This is a genomic window from Novosphingobium mangrovisedimenti (genome assembly GCF_025153475.1).
Taxonomy (GTDB): Bacteria; Pseudomonadota; Alphaproteobacteria; order Sphingomonadales; family Sphingomonadaceae; genus Novosphingobium; species Novosphingobium mangrovi_A.
The window spans coordinates 76,098-92,044 of the sequence record NZ_JANZXA010000008.1; the positions used below are offsets into that span (position 1 = coordinate 76,098).

A 15,947-nucleotide genomic window follows, 5' to 3' on the forward strand; every position below is an offset into this window, starting at 1 on the left:
GCCGGGCCAGATGGATTTGAGGGCTTGGTTGCCCGCGCGCTAGCGGAATTGACGGGCTACACTTTCCGATTGGCGCGGTCGGGCGCGCAGTTCGGGCGCGACGCAGCGACCCCGAAGGCACCGTTTTCCATTGCCATGGAGGCGAAGCGCTATACCGATAGCGTTCCTCTGCAGGAACTGGTGGGAAAGGCCACGCTGGCGGCTGGCGTGCTAGCGGAAGGTATCGACCTATGGGTGCTCGCTGCGACCGTGGAGATCAGCGAACCCACCCAGCGCCAGTTGGAGGAGATCCTCGACGATAAGGGCATCACGCTTCTCACGCTTGATTGGACGGACACGGGCCTCCCGCCACTGGCGGTTCTGTTAGCCGCCGTCAGGCCTGCGGTGGTCGCTTGGGCGACAAGGCTACTCAATACGAAACAACTCGCCGATCTTAGCGCCGGACTTGAAGACATCGCCAGGGATCCAGCCTTCGGCGCCAGCCTTTCGGAACTGCAGGCTCAGCTCTCACCAGCACTGCTCGGGCTTGACGCGTTTCGCAGCAAGAACAGCGAATGGTGCGAGCGCAATTTCGCCAGCAGCAAGCTCGCGCAACGGAACTTCTCACAATTTCTGACGCCGCTCGAGAAACCAGCGCTGATTGCAGACCGGTCGAACGTCCAGTCCGCCATCAAGGCGGCCGTTGATACGGCAACGGCTGACGTAGAGGGCGACTCGCTGGTCGCCGTCCTTGGTGGAGATGGGGCGGGCAAGACATGGTCGGTCGCGAACTGGTGGCTGGCCGCCGCTCCAAGGCCGATCCTCATGCTCTCCATCGGCCGAATCGTGGATCAACTGTCCGGCACTGAGGAGGCGATTGAAATGCTGGCGCGCCTCGCGGCGCATCAAGACTCACGAAGGCATGCGCCCACGATCGCGCGTTGGCGCCGCCGACTCGAACGTTGGTCAAATGGCTCCCTCACTCCAGGCCGGTTCATCGTCCTCATCGATGGCCTGAACGAGACCAGCGGAAAGCCTTGGGCGGCGATCCTCCGCACACTCATGCCAGCGGCGCACTCGCTCGGCGGCGTCGTCATGGCGACATGCCGAGAGGGCTACTGGGACCGGGACGTGGCCAATCGGCTGCCAGACTATGTGACTGTGGTACCCGTTCATATCCAAAACTACGACGACCGCGAGTTTGCAGACGTTCTGGGCAAGAACGAGGTCGACCCTGCGGCGCTAGCGCCCCGGCTCAACCAGTTCATGCGCAACCCGCGCATCTGCGCGTTGGCGCTCAGACTACTGCCGCAACTGTCTGGCATCGAAGAGCTCAGCATCGACCGGCTGCTTCTGGAATACTGGCGACACCGGCTGCGCGAGCGCGAGGACCTCGTCGGCCACAACGACGAGGATTTCCGTGACTTGTTGGTGCGTCATGCTCGGGAATATCGTGAAAGGCCTGGCACCGACTTCGACAGAAACGAATGGCGGAGCCGCTCGGGCGCGTCGCAGCGGCAGGACGGCCGCGACCTTGCTCACGACCTGAGCGACATTGAAGAAGGTCAGTTTTTCGACAGCTTGAGCCGAAGATACCAGTTCCGAGAGGAGACGCTTCACTTCGCGCTCGGACTTCTCGTTGCCGACGAACTCGGAGCAGCCGTCCGCGACGGCGTCGAGGATCTCGATGAGGCACTCGACAGTATCATTGACCCGATCCGCGGCTTCGATACCGTCGGGGATATCCTGTCGGCCGCGATCGCCGTCGCGACGCTCGACGGCAATTATCCCAATCGTGGCATCGCTGCTCTGGTTGGCGGATGGATGTCGCTGCAGAACCTCGGCGATGAGGCCTTCGAGAATCTCATCACCTACGTGGTGGCGCGTCCAGCACCCTTCATCGACGCATGGGAGGCGAAGCACAGCGAGCGCGACGATGGCCGCTTCCTTCAACTTCTGTTCCAAGCTGCGAAGCGCGACAGCGTTGCCGAAGCCTTCAAGGCACGCCTGAACCGGTGGCTGGGCACATGGTCACGGAGACTGCCAGATTACGGCGGCGGACCCGACCGCTCGAGGCGCCAAGGCGAGCATGAAGCCCGAGTGGAGGCGCGATTGGCCCAGATGACCGAATCTGAGCGCCGCTTCCTCGCCGAGTGGTGCACCGAACTGCCGGAATCGGCAGGCCTAGCCTCGGCTGCAGCTCTGTTCCTCTACGGGCGACCGTTGGCAGAGTTCGCAAGCGGCATCGTCGCGTTCGCCTTCGCCTACACGCTCACCGGCAACACGCAATCGCCTTACGAGGATCTGTCCTGGGTTGTGCGACTGAACCGCATCGATCCGGCTGAGGTCGCCGCAGCGGTGCGCTCGGAGATCGCCGACCTCATCCGCGGCGAACCCTCCGTCCACGCTCTCGAGGCGGCGGCCTGCGCACTTCGACTGCTCGGCTCGCTCGACGCAGAGCAGGAAGCGCAGGCAGTCAGCCCACGTCCGGATCGCGTCACATACGGGAATGACCGACCCGATCCGCTGAACCCTGAGACCGAAGCGCCTGAGGGTGTGGCGCAGTTGACCGAGCGCATGGCGGGTCTGGATGCGGGGCAGATCTGGAGCGGCATGTGGTCCACGTCCGAGGATCACGACCTCGAACGAAACCGCGAACTGTTGATCCGCTTCGACCCGGCTGGTTTTAGGAAAATTTTGGACACGCTTGCGCGATCGGTCGCCACGCGAACTGATATGCCATTACGCCAGCTGGGCTGGCATATACCCTGGCTTTCCCAGGTCATGAGCGAGGAGGCGGTCGCCGCCACGCGGCAGCGGATCGCCGACATTTCGAAAAATCCCGCGCTCGTGCCGGACGGCGACGAGAACTTCGTTACGGGCATGCTGGTCGAGGGCGTCATGCCGACGCTGGACGCCGGACAGCAGCTCGACCTACTGCAGTCCCTGCCGACGCGCGCTCCCTACTACTTTCGCTACGCCGCCCTTGCAAAGCCGCTTTCCGGTGTGGAGGCGGCGTTCCGTCTGGATGGAGTGATGGATGCTGATCCGCGGATACTGGAGCGGACACTTCTCTTCCTCGCCTCGTCGACGACCGACGTGACCGACGAACTGCGCGAGATGGTGGCCAAGTGTCTCGCCAGCCACGACGCCGAAGTGTCCGCGGCTGCGGCCGAGTTCGCGCGCAGCCGCAACGATGCGGGCCTGGACGAAGCCTTGATGGCGCTCGACGCGCCCCCGCGCGAGGACAAGAGCTGGCGCGCGAGCGTAGTGCGCAGTGCGATCGCCAGCGCCATCGGCAGGCGCGGTCGCAATGATCTGGTGGAAGAGGTGCCGGTCGAGCATCTCGACTGGGTCGCGGCAAGGCTCCCCGCAGCACGCGACCGACTTGCGGACACCATCGAGAAGATCATCGACGACTTGGTGGAGCCACTCGACGTGGACGAGCCGCGCGATGCCATCATCGTGCTCGAAGTGGGCGAGGATCCCAGCGAAACCCGGATGAACCTGGTCGATCGAGGAGAGAAGAGGCCCGACGACCCGGTTGCAGCCATCGAGGCGCTCAACGAGGAGATGAGCGACGCCTCTGGCGCCAAGTTCGCTAATCGCCGACAGCTGCTTAGCGACCAGGTTGACCGCTTCATGGCCAGCCTGATGAGCGAAGGTGCCATCGCCTTCGCGCGGCGTCCCTATTCCTTCGGGCTGGCTGAACTCGCCAGTGCCCAGCCCGAACGATATGCCGGATGGCTGCGCACGATCCTCGGGACCGAAGACCAGCGCGCGTTGTGCCCGCTGCAGAACCTCGGGTTCGCGCTCGCCCAGAACTACGCCGAGATCGACCCGGATCTGGCTGCCAATGTGCTCGCGCACCTGTGGGCGGTGGAATCGCATCTCGTCGTACGGGTCGGTGACGCGAAGCACGAGTTCCGCCACCTCGCGCTGTTCGCGGCTGCGGCGTCGCCAGAGATCAACGGCCTCAGGTTGGATGCGTATCGCAGCGCCCGCGACGATCGGGAGATCGAGTGCCTGACGCTCGCCGCAGTGGCGGCGGGTGCCAACGAATGGCTCGATCGCTTCATCGACGAGCGCCTTGCCTCGGACACGGCGGCGGACCATGCGCTCGCAATCACCACAGCCTCATTCCGTCCAGCCAACGCGCATTCCGATACTCTGCTCCGTCGCGACTGGGGACGGGGGTTCCTTGGCGGAGCGGCCAGTGCCGCGCGTGCGAGATACGAGCGGGCCGCACATGCAATGCACTGGTTCGCGCTCGCCGCCGCCGCCAACGACCCCCATGAGAGGTGGCGCTTCATTGAGCTGGGCATCGCATCCGCGGACCGCCGACAGCTCCTCGCCCCATCGCCTCACCGCGCCCCCGAGTTTAGGCTCATCGGCGGCGACATACCGCAGCGCCTCGATAAGGCAGCCGAGAAGGCATCGGGCGGCGCCGTAAAGACGTTCCTGGGCCAGCGCCGGCCGACCAACCTCATCGACTAGGTCATGCGCTGACCGCTCGTCGACGGGCGCGTTCCGGCCGTCCCTAGTGTTATGAGTGAACGGCCGGTTTAAGAGTGCTGATTCCGTCTCTGTCATGACCGCTATGTCGGCGGGAGCTGGCATCAACACCCTGTATCAGGTACGTCCGTTATATGATCAGGAACGCTCCAAAGCGGACTGTCGGCTAGGTCCCAGGGGAGGCCTTTGGCCCGGCCTCACGCAGCCGCGACGGGAGCGTCGGCTTTCCTGGGGCGCTCGCCGGTAAGCCGACGGTCGCATAGGTCCCACACCCTGCCTTTCCCAAGGACCGACTGGCCCTCACTGTCAGACCGACCTACCCTTCCCCAAAGCGCGCCTAGGGCATTGAAGTCCGGCCATCAAACTGGGCTTTCCAGGCATCATCCGCGCACTTGGCGAACTCCGCGACCAGGTCGCGCGGTTGATCGATGTTGAAGATGCCAAACTTGGCTCCTTCAACCTCCAGCTCCATCTTGCGGGTCCCGGCGAAGTCCTTGAGGAAGTTGGCGCCAACATAGCCTCCCAGGGCAGGTCCATCCTCCGTCTCGATACCGTATGCTCGGAAACGCGTCCGGGTGTTGTCGAAGGTCACGGTCATCCAGAAAGCACGACCGATGATCGTCTTGGAATACTGCTTGCTGGTCAGGACGAAGTTGAACTTATCCTTTTCCGGCAGGTAGAGGATGTCGAGATAGATCGGGTGCTCCTTGGTCTCGAAGGTCGTGTGCAGGCCGCACGCCTCGGTCGTTCCGAGCAACCGCCAGCCATCCTTTTGGATATCCGCGGTGAACTTCGCAGTGGCCGGCGCAATCGACAGCCCAAAGGCGGCAAGCGCCGGGATCGCGGGAAGCAGCTTACGCATGGTGTCCGCCCTCCTTGGCCATGTTCATCGTTCGCGGCCCTGGCGGAGGTGGCGGTGGAGCGCTTTCAATCGGATCGAGGATGGTCGCCTCGCGCCGCCGGCTACAAGAGGGGCAAGGCGACAGGCGCCAGCGCGCGCCCGCGAGGTTCGAGGCCCAGAAGCCTTCCTCTGCCGGCATGGCCGGATCCCAGGTCTCGGCCTTCCGGCAGGCCCTGCAGTGAAAACGGATCTTGAGGCCTTCCTTGATGGCTTCGCTCAGGTAGATGCTCCAGCGCAGGCTGGCATATCGCCTCTGGAGGGCATCGCGTGTCAGCAGCTTCTTCTGCTCGCGCAGGCTGTTGCAGAGGTGATAGCCGGCCCGGAGCAAGTCTTGCGTGCGCAGAAGCTCGGCAAGAATGGTCATCGTGCGCGTTGGCGCGCTCGCCACGCCCAGGACGATCGGAAAGTAGCCTGCCTTCATCATCCCGGCGATCCGCTCGTGCAGGACTGTTGCTTCGGCATCGCGTTTGATCGCATGGCGGCAATGCGATGCCATTCGCCTCGGTACGTTGCCGGACTGGCCGACGTAGATGGGATAGCCGGGAAAGTCGCCCTTGGGATCGGGCCGCTCCTGATCGAGCAGCAGGTAGACGGTGTAGTTCAACGCTCCCGCCTGCCAGGCAGCGAAGGTTCCGCGCTCACGCGCGATGGTCTTGAAGTACTCTTGAGCGGAAGAGGTCCACTGATCGGACATGACGGTCTCCATTGCGATTCATTTCGCAATGACCTCTTTCCCTCTCCCCTTTTCCCGGGCGCCGGCACGGCGGCCGGACGTCCTGAAAGACGGGTGTCCATCAAAGGAGGGTTTGGTGGACCTCGACTGCATGTCCGATAATTACCTTGCCAATCGGCATTTCGGACAGATAGATTGGTGGACGAGTTTCTGGACAAGTGAAGGTGGCATGGCGCTGATCGGGTATGCGCGGGTTTCGTCGAGCGAGCAGTCGACGGTCCTGCAGGTGGATGCGCTGCGCCAGGCTGGGTGTGATCGCGTGTTCGAAGACGTGGCCTCGGGCGCCAGGGATGACCGGCCGGGCCTGCAGGCCGCTCTCGACTTCGTTCGGGATGGAGACGTGCTGGTCGTCTGGAAGCTGGATCGTCTGGGGCGCTCGCTATCGCACCTGATCGCCAGCGTGACCGAGCTTGAGAACCGAGGGGTCGGCTTTCGCTCGATCACCGAGGCGATCGACACGACAACGGCCGGGGGCCGCCTCGTCTTCCATCTGTTTGGTGCGCTTGGCCAGTTCGAACGGGACCTGATCCTTGAACGCACCCGGGCTGGCTTGGCAGCAGCTGCGGCTCGAGGACGCAAAGGCGGCCGCAAGCCGGTGGTCTCCCCGTCCATGCTCGGTCGGGCCAAGGCCATGATAGCCCAGGGACTGACGGTTCGCGAGGCGGCCGGACGACTGAAGATTGGCAAGAGCACGCTCTACGATGCCTTGCGCGGAGAAAAGGTGAGCCCTTCAACCCAGGAGTGAGTGCGATATGCCCGAGTCCGACTTCACCGATCCGTTCGATCTCGACATCGAGCTGCGCGATGCCGCGCTGGACGAAGCCAATTCGCCAACCCGGCGCATGATCGCAAACGCGTGCCTCGGCATGGAAATGTTCGACGCCTTCTACGCGACCAGGGAATTGCGCGAACTCGTGGATCTCGTCCTTGCCGAAGACCCGCGAGGCAAGCCGAGACTGGCAACTGTCCTTTCGACGACATGCGACGATTTCCAACGATGCCTCTATTTCTGCCTCGCCGGGCGCGGGGCGAAGCAGATGGCCGATGATCTGGCCTGGCTTCAGGCAATGCTCGATAACCGTCTGCTGGCAGGCTATTATCGCGGTTTGAATGGAATACGCTTGGTGACCGAGCCCGTGCCCTATGTCGCTCCCAAGCCGGATGGCCCGCTTGTCAGCCCAGATGCCGGATTTGAGCTTGGCCCGTCATGGCGCGTTGAACAGCGGCACTGAAGTCGCTGAGGATAAGCGCCCAATTCAGTCGCTGGTTGCGTAAGCCCTCCTTCCCAAGAGGCGACCTTCGCGGCGCCTATCGCCTAAGCAGGCGACCGCCTCATTTTCGCGAGAACACGCAATCGGCTAACTCTGCAAACGCACTCATTCCTTCAGTGAGATGACTTGCCAAATTTAGCTTAAATACCTCACCATTGATGCTGGTAGATATGCCGCATATCTTTTTAATTCTACCCGTTTCATCTTTCAGATTCTGATTTGTGATATCGACGACGAACGCGTCGTACTGAGATTCATCAAAAATCAAGTCTTGAGCATTGCAATATGCTTTCAAAACGTCTTTGTCGTAAAGGTAATTTTCGAGCTCAAAGCGTTTCATCACGCGATGATTGGCAGCATTGTGCTTGAGGTATGTCTGCCGATCAGACTCGTCAGCGATTCTGCCGGAAATCATATCGCGATCTTTGAAAACCAATATTTCCACATTTTGGAATACTTTACCTAAGATGGCAATTGCGATTTGGCTACGTTGATCCAGTTCCGTGTTGCCGCCACTCGATATGAAAAGAACGTCTGGGTGAGTGTCTGCAAAGATGGTATTGAATGCTTTAGCATCCATACCCCGTTCTTCCCCTGACTTGCTAGGTGCATCGCGGCCCTCACAGTAAATTATAGTCTTGGGGCTAACTAACTCTGACAAGTCGTCCAGAGCCACCTTAAAAAGTTCGCGCCAAGCGGCAGCCGAGCCTTTCATAGGCTTTAGGTTCTGGGGTTCGGAAGCAAGTTTTAGCGCTGGGTCGAACTGAATGATCTGGCATTTATTTCGCATTTCAGATTGCAGCCTGCGGAGAAATCCGATGCTATGGGTAGTCAGCCAAATCTGACAATCATCCCCTACTAACGCATCTATTTCATTCAATAATCTCCCTTGTATAGAAGTATTAATGTGCAATTCCGGCTCATCTATGAGAAACACAGAATCGTTAAAGTCCGATTTTCGCAAAAATAGGTCAAGCAAAATATCAATTACTTCTTTTTCTCCGGCGGAAAGCACATTAAATTCGAATTTATTTTTTTGATCATATTTAGAAAAATATAACGTTCCGCTTCCAGACTCCACATCACCGACGTCTACTATTTCTAGGTCAAGGCAGCGTTTAATGGACTGATTCAATTCCCCAATAATCTTAGACCTCGCCTCGCTTGGCTTGACGTCATTGTCTTGGGTGTAGCGGTTGACCATGCCTTGTAGCCGCCGGTAATTTTCCTCCATCTTAGAGTCGAGGGCACCGGCATAGCCCGCGCCATAGCTGTTCTCTTTGATGGGCGGCATAGCCCTAACTTCGTGAATTTTCACATAGGTATTATATCTGTAAGGGCTCCGAAATGAGAAAACCGTATTTGGTTTGCCTGACTGCTGGCGAGAATTTCGCGCGTCACTGAAGTTTCCGCCACCAGCAAACGTTATCTCGATATCATTGTGTTCGATGTTACGCGCGGAGTCCATACTATGATATGACGCATCATTTACGTGAACGGAACCGACGGCTTGGTAAAGCTGTTGATGGTACATTATCCCGTCGAGAACACTACTCTTTCCGCACCCGTTAGGACCGACTAGCACGACAATCCGAGCGGGCGTCGGTCCAAGGTCGATAGTCAGATCATGAAAGCGCTTATAGCCATTTTTTAATCTCAAACGTTGAATGCGCATTGAACACCCGATCCCAACAGCCGGAACACTCTCGCCTTGTAGCTAACTGTATTGCATCACTATTTCTAGTGGGCGTCAAAGGCGAGTTACGTCGCGCAAGCGGCATCTGTTTGAGAATTTCGCTCCAAACCAGACGGGCACCTACCGGCCCCAATACGCCATTGAAAAGTGGGCTAAGCCGCGAGGGGAGGACAACCCTTTACCGCTCCTGGCCTACGTATCTGGGCGTTAGCCACCGACCAGCAGATGATAACGCGTGTACCGCAGCTCGCCCTCCTTGCGCAGGACGCCGAGTGAGACCAGCTCTGCCAAATCACGGGTTGCCGTTGCCGAGAGAGTATCCGTGATGGTTCGGTAGTTCGCGGCGCTCAAGCCGCCCTTGAAGCCGTCGGGCCCTTCGGCGAACATGCGCAGGAGGGCCTTTTCCTGCCGGTCGTTGATCTTGCCGCGCACGCGATCGAGCAGGCGCGTCTTGGCGATGAGGAAGGTAACGTGTTCACGGCTCCTTTCCTGCGCCGCCAGGGCAATATCTGCGAACCAGGCCAGCCAGGCGTCGACCTCATTGGACCGGCTCGCGCGCTGCAGCTGTTCGTAATAGGCCTTGCGGTGGCGCTGGATCGTCTCGGCCAAAGCCGTGATGGCGGGAGCATCGAGGGATTGCGCCAGAGCCTTCTCGGCCAAGGCACGGCCGAGGCGCCCATTGCCATCTTCGAACGGGTGGATCGATTCGAACCAGAGATGGACCAGCCCGGCACGCAGCAAGGCACCAGCGGGCGTTGAACCCGCTGGTCCGGTCGCGTTGAACCACACGATGAGCCTTGCCATTTCATCCGGCACGCGCTGGGAAGGCGGCGCTTCAAAATGGACCTTCGGGGCATGGATTGCTCCCGAGACGATCTGCATGGGATCGGCATGCGTGCGGTAGCTTCCGATTTTCCGCAAGTCTCGCCGCCCGTTCATCAACATGGCATGCCAGTGGCCCAGCATCGCGTCGCTCAGAGGTTCAGCGTAGGTCCGATAAAGGTCGGCCATCAGTTCGGCCGCGCCGGCTTCGGCCGCATTGGCGCGCCGCGCATCGGCCTTGATGCCAAGATGCCTGGCAATCGAGGATTGGACACTGGCCCTGTCAAGGATCTCGCCTTCGATCGCCGAGCTATCGACCGCCTCCTGGGCGATCATCGTGATCGTGAGCTGCTCGCGGTCTTGCGGCTCGAGGTGTGCCATCGTGCCGATGACGACACCAGCACCCTTGAGGAAACGGTCTTCCTGGCCCCGCAAATCCGAGGGTTTATAGGTGAAGTCCGGCCAATCCGGTTGTTGCCAGTTCCATCGCATGATTGTTAGCATGGCCTTCTATAGATCATTATTCAATGATAAATGATCTATAGAAGCAGGCTCTATCCATCGTTCAGCGCGACGGGAAGGGGATCACGGTTGCGCTGTCGAGAAACGATGTCATGCCTTCCTCATCAACGGCGGCCTGGAAGGCTGCCAGCGCGAGATCGTCGTTTTCGAACGGATCATCCCAGACAATGGAAGTCCGCGCCTGGTTTACGACTTCCAGGGTCCACTCCGTTTCGCTTTCGAGCCGGAAGATGTTCACTTCAACGGTCACGCCATCGCGGGACACAGTCCGCGAGAGACCGGAGGTGACAAGATTGGGGGTGCTTTCACTCATCGGACGAGCCTGCAAAAATCTGGGACGAAGACGGCGAATCGTCGGGGAGGCCCATGTGTGCCACGATTTCACGAGCGGCGCACTCGTCCTCGAAATCCTGCAGACACAACCGCAAGGATTCCTCTAGATAGGAAGCCACCGAACGCCCGGTTCGCTTCGACAAGCCCTCCAACTGCTGACGCAGATCGGCGGGTAGCGTCGACCAGACAGTATCGCTCTGCTGCATTTCCATCGCCAGTTCCTTCTTGCGAGACAGATTTCCGCGTGGGCCTATTTGCCGATCGGGCTCTCGCCATGCTTTCTCAGGACGTCGTTGAAGGCCTCGGCCATGAGGTCCTGAAGGCTCATGCCTTGCCTGCGGGCACACATGTGCATGGCCAGAGACATCTCCGGTGAGAAGTACCCTGAGATGGCTTTCCTTCCAACACGACTGGGCGGCGTGACCGGGCTTTCCGTTGCCGAGCCGGGACTGGCCTCTTTCGCGGGAGTGGAGGACGGGGCCTTGTCGGCCAGGTTGGCAAACCGGCTCATCGTGCGGCCTCCAGTCCGTGTGAACATGTGGACATGTTCAACTGCGCACAGGCCCACATGTGCAAGGCTGCGATTTCCTGCGCCGCCTTGCCCTCGGGCTCGAGTTCGAAGGCGGTGGCGCCTTGGGCGCTGGCGTGGCGGTAGACGGCCCGGTCCGGTAGCAGAACAGGACAGTATTGCGCCCCGTACCCGCTGACGAGGTCGCGCGCATCCTCGTAAATGCGCGGGGCGTTAGGCGGACCAGCGGTGAACACGACATGGGCCGCCTTGCCGACGAGCTTTGCCAGTTGGATGGTGGTCCTGATAGCAGCGAGGTCGAAGGCGCTGGGTCTGCAAGACACCAGGACCAGATCGGCGATCTCGATGGCTCGGGTTGCGGCGCTATCGGCGTGGGGCGGTGTGTCAATCACCACGAAACGCGCGCCTTGCGCTTTGGCGGCCGTGACCTTGGCGCTGATGCGCGGCGGCGCGCTGTCGATGACTTCGGGCGCGGCGCCGTTACGCCATTCCGCCCACTGGCTGGCCGTCGCCTGCGGATCGGTGTCGATGATGAGCGAAACCTGCCCCGCACGCTCGGCGGCCGCGGCCAGGTGGATGGCAAGCGTCGTCTTTCCGGCGCCGCCCTTCTGACTAATGATGGCAATGGTGGACATGTTCAGGCGTCCTCGTGTTCACATGTGAAGGTGTGGGAGTGTGGACAGGTGAGCATCTGTGCTCATCGGCTGCGTTCGATATTGCGTTCGGGCAGGTCGACTTTGGGTTCAGGCGCTTTGGCGGGATCCGCACGTGGCTCGTCGAAGCCGAGCTTTCTTTTCAGGTAATCGGTTTCGGATTCGCCGTGGCGGCGCCCCTGGTCCGCGATTTCGAGGGCGCTTGTCTTGTCGCCCGCGTTGCGGATCACCGCGCGTTCCACGCCTTGCACGTTGTCGACGATCAGGAAGAGGTTGTCGGTCGCGCGCGTCGCAGACACCAGGAACGAGCGAGTCGAGTTCAGGTGGCGCTCCTGCTCGCGCATGACGAGAATGGCGCTCTGCGCTGTCATCCCCTGGCTGGCATGGACCGTCAGCGCATAGGCAAGGTCCAGCTTTTCCAGTGCCGGATCGTCGCGCCTGAGCTCGATCTGCATTCCATCGGCATGCCGCACCGTGACCGTTTCTGCGGTGATCGTGGTGATTGTCGATTGCTGGTTGTTGAGAAGCCCGCGGCTCTGGTTGTTGTCGGTCCAGCGGATGCGGTCCCCGACGTGCAGATCGATCTGCTTTTCCCGATAGAGCGACACGGCATCGTGCTTGAGATTTCGCGGCAGGCGTTCAGGAGAAATAGCCCTGATGCTGCCATCGGTCATGCGTAGCGTGACGCGACTTCCCTCGCGGTCAATAACCGTACCGCGTTCTCCCCTCCACAGGCTTTGGGACGGCAAGTTCGTCCTGAACTCGACCACGTTGCCTTCGGTCCAGGCGCGCAGTTGCCGCGCGCCCTCCCGGGTCACGTTGATTTTCTCCAGCACGGTCTGCGGACTTGCTGCAGCTCCGATTTCCCCTGCCTTGCGCAGCTCCTGCTGGACCGCGGCATTGATGGCGCTGCGCATCGCCCGGCTCGGGGCGAGGAGCAGCGTGCGGTCTCGGCTCTTGGCGTCAAGGGAGGCCCATCGTTGGGCGGCAAGGCCGGCCGCTTCCTGGCTTCCCACCTCGGTCGTTCTTTCTTCAAGTAGCCGGAAGGCACTGCCAACGTCGTTCTCCGCAAGGGCGGCGTTCACCTCTTTCATCAAGGGTGACGCCGCTCGCAGGTTCTCCTGAATGTGCGACGTGGGGGCGCCCTTTGCCTGCGTCATTTCAAAAGGCTTGCCAGCTTCGACCGGCGTTAGCTGCCGAACATCGCCCGCCATGACCAGGCGCTCGACGCCCAGCATGGAAGCAATGCGCAGCAGCTGCTCGAACTGTTGATTGGGGATCATTGAGGCCTCGTCGACCATCACGAACGATCCACTGAGCGTACTGCGCAATTCGGCGACTTTGTCCGCACTCGCACTGCCATCGAGCACGCCCCGGTGGCGGGCTATGAAAGAGGCAATCGACTGCCCGGGAACTCCGACCTTCTCGCCAAAATCCCGCGCGGTGCCCGATGCGATGGCAAGGGCATGAACGGCGCGCCCTTCCTCCCGCGCTACCTGCGCGACGGGACTTAGAGAAGCTGATTTGCCCGTGCCAGCTCCGCCTTGGACATAATGGACCCGGTTCGTACTCGAGAGGATGTCGACGGCGGCTTTTTGCTGCCCCGGGTTCAGGCGGCGCAGTCCCAGCTCCTGGGCGGCCTCCTGAACCCGAGCGGCCGCCTCGGGGCGCTCAATCATGGGAACGCAAGCGCCCCGCGCGGCCTGCAGATGCCCGAGAAGGCGCCCCTCTAGGCGTACAGCGGTTTCTGGTGTCAGAAGCCGATCACCGCCAACGAGCAGGCCCTTCGCAACGAGAAGGTCTATGCGCCGCTCAACCTCGGCGACGGACATCGGCCCCATCCGGTCCAGCGCCCGGCCGAGCAGGTCGATCCGGTCAAAGCCTGCTTCGCGCTCGGACAGATCACGCGAGGCCGAGGCTACTGCTTCAGCCGCCGCATAGGCCCTGGGCTCAAGACGGCCGATGCGTTCCGGCACGAGGGGATCGTCTGCCCGCGGTGTAAGCCCCATGGCCGCCACCAAAGCTGCGCCGCGATTGCCGATACCCCTGATCCCCGCGATCACCTGCCCCCACATCGACTGCCCACGTTCGAGCCGCTGCACGGACGCGCGCACCAGACCTTGCGCATCCAGCCCGACCGTTGCGGCCAGATCGCGCCATCCTTTCGCGCGCTTTGCCGGATCGGGCGCGGCCTCCTTCCCTTTCCGCGTGGCCAGGGCTGCGATCTCCCGTTCGCGAGGCGAGCCCCGCCCTTCCGCATCCAACGCTTCCCGGATTTCGGTCGAACGGGTCGAGAAGGCCTCGATGATCTCGCGGCTGATGCCAGTGAGCTCGAAGGCCCCGTCCACGGGATTACGCGCCGGAGTTGTCTCGTAGCCGAGCCCCTCGAGTCGGCTACGCAGTTCGGAATTGAAGACCGCGCTGATCGCATGCTGCCGACGGAAGAGTTGATCATTTCGCAATGCGTGCCATTTTCCATCAGAAGCCTTGGTCGCATTCATCAGCACGGCGTGGATGTGCAATTGCGGCTCTGCGTTCCGGTTCACGTCGTGCAGGAAGGTCGCGGCCAGGAGATTGCCACTGCGCTCGGCCTGCTGGCGATCTCCAGCCCAGACCTTGGTTTCGATGAGGTTCTTCTCGATCCAACACAGGGTGGCGCCAACTGCATGCTTCAGTTCGCTAACGATCCGCTTATCCCCGCCGATGATCGCCAGTAGGGACACCGATTTGGACACGGATAGAGTCAGATCGAGGCCGGGCCGGTGCTCGCCCCGGCGGGCGTCCAACTGGCTCCCATCGGGCAGTTTTCCCAGAAGCAGCCGCTCAAACGCCTCGGGATCCACCTTGCCGGATAGGCCCAGCGCATCGGCGCCCCGACCGACCCACTCGCTTTGCTCGACGGCCTCATCCGCTGTGTAGTAGTTGTCGGATGCGTAATACGCGGCGCCATCGCCTGCCACGGCTCCAATCGAAATCATGACTGCCCTCCGGTCTTCACCGGGGCGAGGACCGGGCACTGGTCCAGGCGGCGGGATGATCGATAGAGCTCGCAGATGCCAATGTCGGCAGAGCCGTAAAGGGCGCGGGAGACAGGCGTCGCGATCCAGCTGTATGGCAGGACTTTCGCGGCCCCCACCTCTACAATCGAAAGGGCAATTAGGCCCACGACGAGGAGGAAAGCGGTTTCCCAGCTCGCCAGTTTAAACTGGTCGAAGAAGTGCCAATGAAGCGAAGGACGCCTCTGTTTGAGCCCGGCCATGACCTCCTTTCGCAGCGATACGAGATGCGCCTCAATTGCAGCTTGTCCCGATGGTCGCTCGACAGCCAAGGTGACCTCGTCCAGCTTGCTAGTGATCTGCCCTTGCAGCTCCTGCAGCGCTTGGAAGAACGGTGAGCTTCCCTCCCTGAAACGTCCGGCGAGTTCCTTGGCGTGCATCTCCCTGGCGTCGCGGTTGGCCTCTTCGGTCGCATGGGCCGCCACAAGAAGATTGCGCTCGCGCTTCTCCGCCGAGCGCAGCAAGCGATCGAGATCGATACGCAAGGCGCTGAGCTCCTGAACCAGGCGCACCGCGTCATCGGGACGTACCGGTTGCTCAGGAGGATCGAACATGGCGCGGCCCTGTTCATCCGCGCGAATGGCTTCTTCGGCAAGGGCTCGAAACAGGTCCGGCCGCGACACGTTCTGCCGCTCCGCAAGGGCATCGAGACGGCGCAAAAGCCCATCGTCATAGGAGACGTTCACCTGGGCCATGCCGAGCCTCCTTCGATCGGAAGGCTACGCCACAAACCGCAGATTCCTGCGCCTCTACGACGGATGTAGAAGGATGCTCTACGTCGAACAGTCCACAAAGCCAGCTTTGCCGATCGCCCTAGAACACGGCCTACGCAGTAGAACCGCGCAATTCTGCGGGTGTTGGCCATCGTAGTGCCCGTTACGCCGTAACGTGGAGTGTGATCCCCTATTCCCTTTCCGTCATTGAGCGGTGGCCTCGA

13 protein-coding genes are annotated in these 15,947 nt (G+C 61.2%); 3 read left to right on the top strand and 10 right to left on the bottom strand.

The features are described from left to right. The first annotated feature begins 24 nt into the window (after positions 1-24). Positions 25-4,476, top strand: coding sequence for a hypothetical protein (locus tag NZK81_RS12755; protein WP_328517073.1), 4,452 nt, complete (start codon positions 25-27; stop codon positions 4,474-4,476). A 355-nt stretch (positions 4,477-4,831) separates the two neighbouring features. Here NZK81_RS12755 and NZK81_RS12760 read toward each other — a convergent pair whose 3' ends face one another. Both NZK81_RS12760 and NZK81_RS12765 read right to left on the bottom strand, forming a co-directional pair. Beyond that, positions 4,832-5,356, bottom strand: coding sequence for a hypothetical protein (locus NZK81_RS12760; protein ID WP_260046472.1), 525 nt, complete (start codon positions 5,354-5,356; stop codon positions 4,832-4,834). Next, on the bottom strand, positions 5,349-6,089 hold the full coding sequence (locus tag NZK81_RS12765) for a GIY-YIG nuclease family protein (RefSeq protein ID WP_260046473.1): 741 nt from the start codon (positions 6,087-6,089) through the stop codon (positions 5,349-5,351). The genes NZK81_RS12760 and NZK81_RS12765 overlap by 8 nt, the downstream gene beginning before the upstream one ends. A 208-nt stretch (positions 6,090-6,297) precedes the next feature. On the opposite strand from NZK81_RS12765, the gene NZK81_RS12770 reads away from it, so the two are divergent. Continuing rightward, positions 6,298-6,873: a recombinase family protein gene (locus tag NZK81_RS12770; RefSeq protein WP_260046618.1), complete on the top strand. Its 576-nt coding sequence runs from the start codon at positions 6,298-6,300 to the stop codon at positions 6,871-6,873. 7 nt (positions 6,874-6,880) lie between these two features. After that, the gene (locus NZK81_RS12775; protein WP_260046474.1) at positions 6,881-7,360 is read left to right on the top strand and encodes a hypothetical protein; all 480 of its coding nucleotides are present in this window, start codon (positions 6,881-6,883) and stop codon (positions 7,358-7,360) included. 100 nt (positions 7,361-7,460) lie between these two features. Here NZK81_RS12775 and NZK81_RS12780 read toward each other — a convergent pair whose 3' ends face one another. The 8 genes from NZK81_RS12780 to NZK81_RS12815 all read right to left on the bottom strand — a co-directional run bounded on the left by NZK81_RS12780 (position 7,461) and on the right by NZK81_RS12815 (position 15,705). After that, on the bottom strand, positions 7,461-9,074 hold the full coding sequence (locus NZK81_RS12780) for an AAA family ATPase (RefSeq protein ID WP_260046475.1): 1,614 nt from the start codon (positions 9,072-9,074) through the stop codon (positions 7,461-7,463). A gap of 228 nt (positions 9,075-9,302) precedes the next feature. Then, on the bottom strand, positions 9,303-10,409 hold the full coding sequence (locus NZK81_RS12785; RefSeq protein WP_260046476.1) for a Fic family protein: 1,107 nt from the start codon (positions 10,407-10,409) through the stop codon (positions 9,303-9,305). 73 nt (positions 10,410-10,482) lie between these two features. Next, on the bottom strand, positions 10,483-10,752 hold the full coding sequence (locus NZK81_RS12790) for a hypothetical protein (protein WP_260046477.1): 270 nt from the start codon (positions 10,750-10,752) through the stop codon (positions 10,483-10,485). After that, a complete protein-coding gene (locus NZK81_RS12795; RefSeq protein ID WP_260046478.1) occupies positions 10,745-10,984 on the bottom strand; it encodes a hypothetical protein in 240 nt (79 codons plus the stop codon). The genes NZK81_RS12790 and NZK81_RS12795 overlap by 8 nt, the downstream gene beginning before the upstream one ends. Positions 10,985-11,022: 38 nt before the next feature. Then, positions 11,023-11,283 carry a ribbon-helix-helix domain-containing protein gene (locus NZK81_RS12800; RefSeq protein WP_260046479.1) on the bottom strand — a complete coding sequence of 87 codons (261 nt, stop codon included), beginning with the start codon at positions 11,281-11,283 and terminating at the stop codon, positions 11,023-11,025. Then, positions 11,280-11,936: a ParA family partition ATPase gene (parA, locus tag NZK81_RS12805; protein ID WP_260046480.1), complete on the bottom strand. Its 657-nt coding sequence runs from the start codon at positions 11,934-11,936 to the stop codon at positions 11,280-11,282. Before parA ends, NZK81_RS12800 begins: the two co-directional genes overlap by 4 nt. Before the next feature lie 62 nt (positions 11,937-11,998). Beyond that, positions 11,999-14,932 carry a MobF family relaxase gene (gene mobF / locus NZK81_RS12810; RefSeq protein ID WP_260046481.1) on the bottom strand — a complete coding sequence of 978 codons (2,934 nt, stop codon included), beginning with the start codon at positions 14,930-14,932 and terminating at the stop codon, positions 11,999-12,001. After that, a complete protein-coding gene (locus tag NZK81_RS12815; protein WP_260046482.1) occupies positions 14,929-15,705 on the bottom strand; it encodes a ribbon-helix-helix protein, CopG family in 777 nt (258 codons plus the stop codon). Before NZK81_RS12815 ends, mobF begins: the two co-directional genes overlap by 4 nt. Positions 15,706-15,947 lie beyond the last annotated feature (242 nt).

Bases quoted from the DNA above. Each gene is read 5' to 3' on its own strand.
- NZK81_RS12760 (WP_260046472.1), bottom strand. From the start codon at position 5,356: ATGCGTAAGCTGCTTCCCGCGATCCCGGCGCTTGCCGCCTTTGGGCTG.
- NZK81_RS12765 (WP_260046473.1), bottom strand. From the start codon at position 6,089: ATGTCCGATCAGTGGACCTCTTCCGCTCAAGAGTACTTCAAGACCATC.
- NZK81_RS12770 (WP_260046618.1), top strand. From the start codon at position 6,298: ATGGCGCTGATCGGGTATGCGCGGGTTTCGTCGAGCGAGCAGTCGACG.
- NZK81_RS12775 (WP_260046474.1), top strand. From the start codon at position 6,881: ATGCCCGAGTCCGACTTCACCGATCCGTTCGATCTCGACATCGAGCTG.
- NZK81_RS12780 (WP_260046475.1), bottom strand. From the start codon at position 9,074: ATGCGCATTCAACGTTTGAGATTAAAAAATGGCTATAAGCGCTTTCAT.
- NZK81_RS12785 (WP_260046476.1), bottom strand. From the start codon at position 10,409: ATGCGATGGAACTGGCAACAACCGGATTGGCCGGACTTCACCTATAAA.
- NZK81_RS12790 (WP_260046477.1), bottom strand. From the start codon at position 10,752: ATGAGTGAAAGCACCCCCAATCTTGTCACCTCCGGTCTCTCGCGGACT.
- NZK81_RS12795 (WP_260046478.1), bottom strand. From the start codon at position 10,984: ATGGAAATGCAGCAGAGCGATACTGTCTGGTCGACGCTACCCGCCGAT.
- NZK81_RS12800 (WP_260046479.1), bottom strand. From the start codon at position 11,283: ATGAGCCGGTTTGCCAACCTGGCCGACAAGGCCCCGTCCTCCACTCCC.
- parA (WP_260046480.1), bottom strand. From the start codon at position 11,936: ATGTCCACCATTGCCATCATTAGTCAGAAGGGCGGCGCCGGAAAGACG.
- mobF (WP_260046481.1), bottom strand. From the start codon at position 14,932: ATGATTTCGATTGGAGCCGTGGCAGGCGATGGCGCCGCGTATTACGCA.
- NZK81_RS12815 (WP_260046482.1), bottom strand. From the start codon at position 15,705: ATGGCCCAGGTGAACGTCTCCTATGACGATGGGCTTTTGCGCCGTCTC.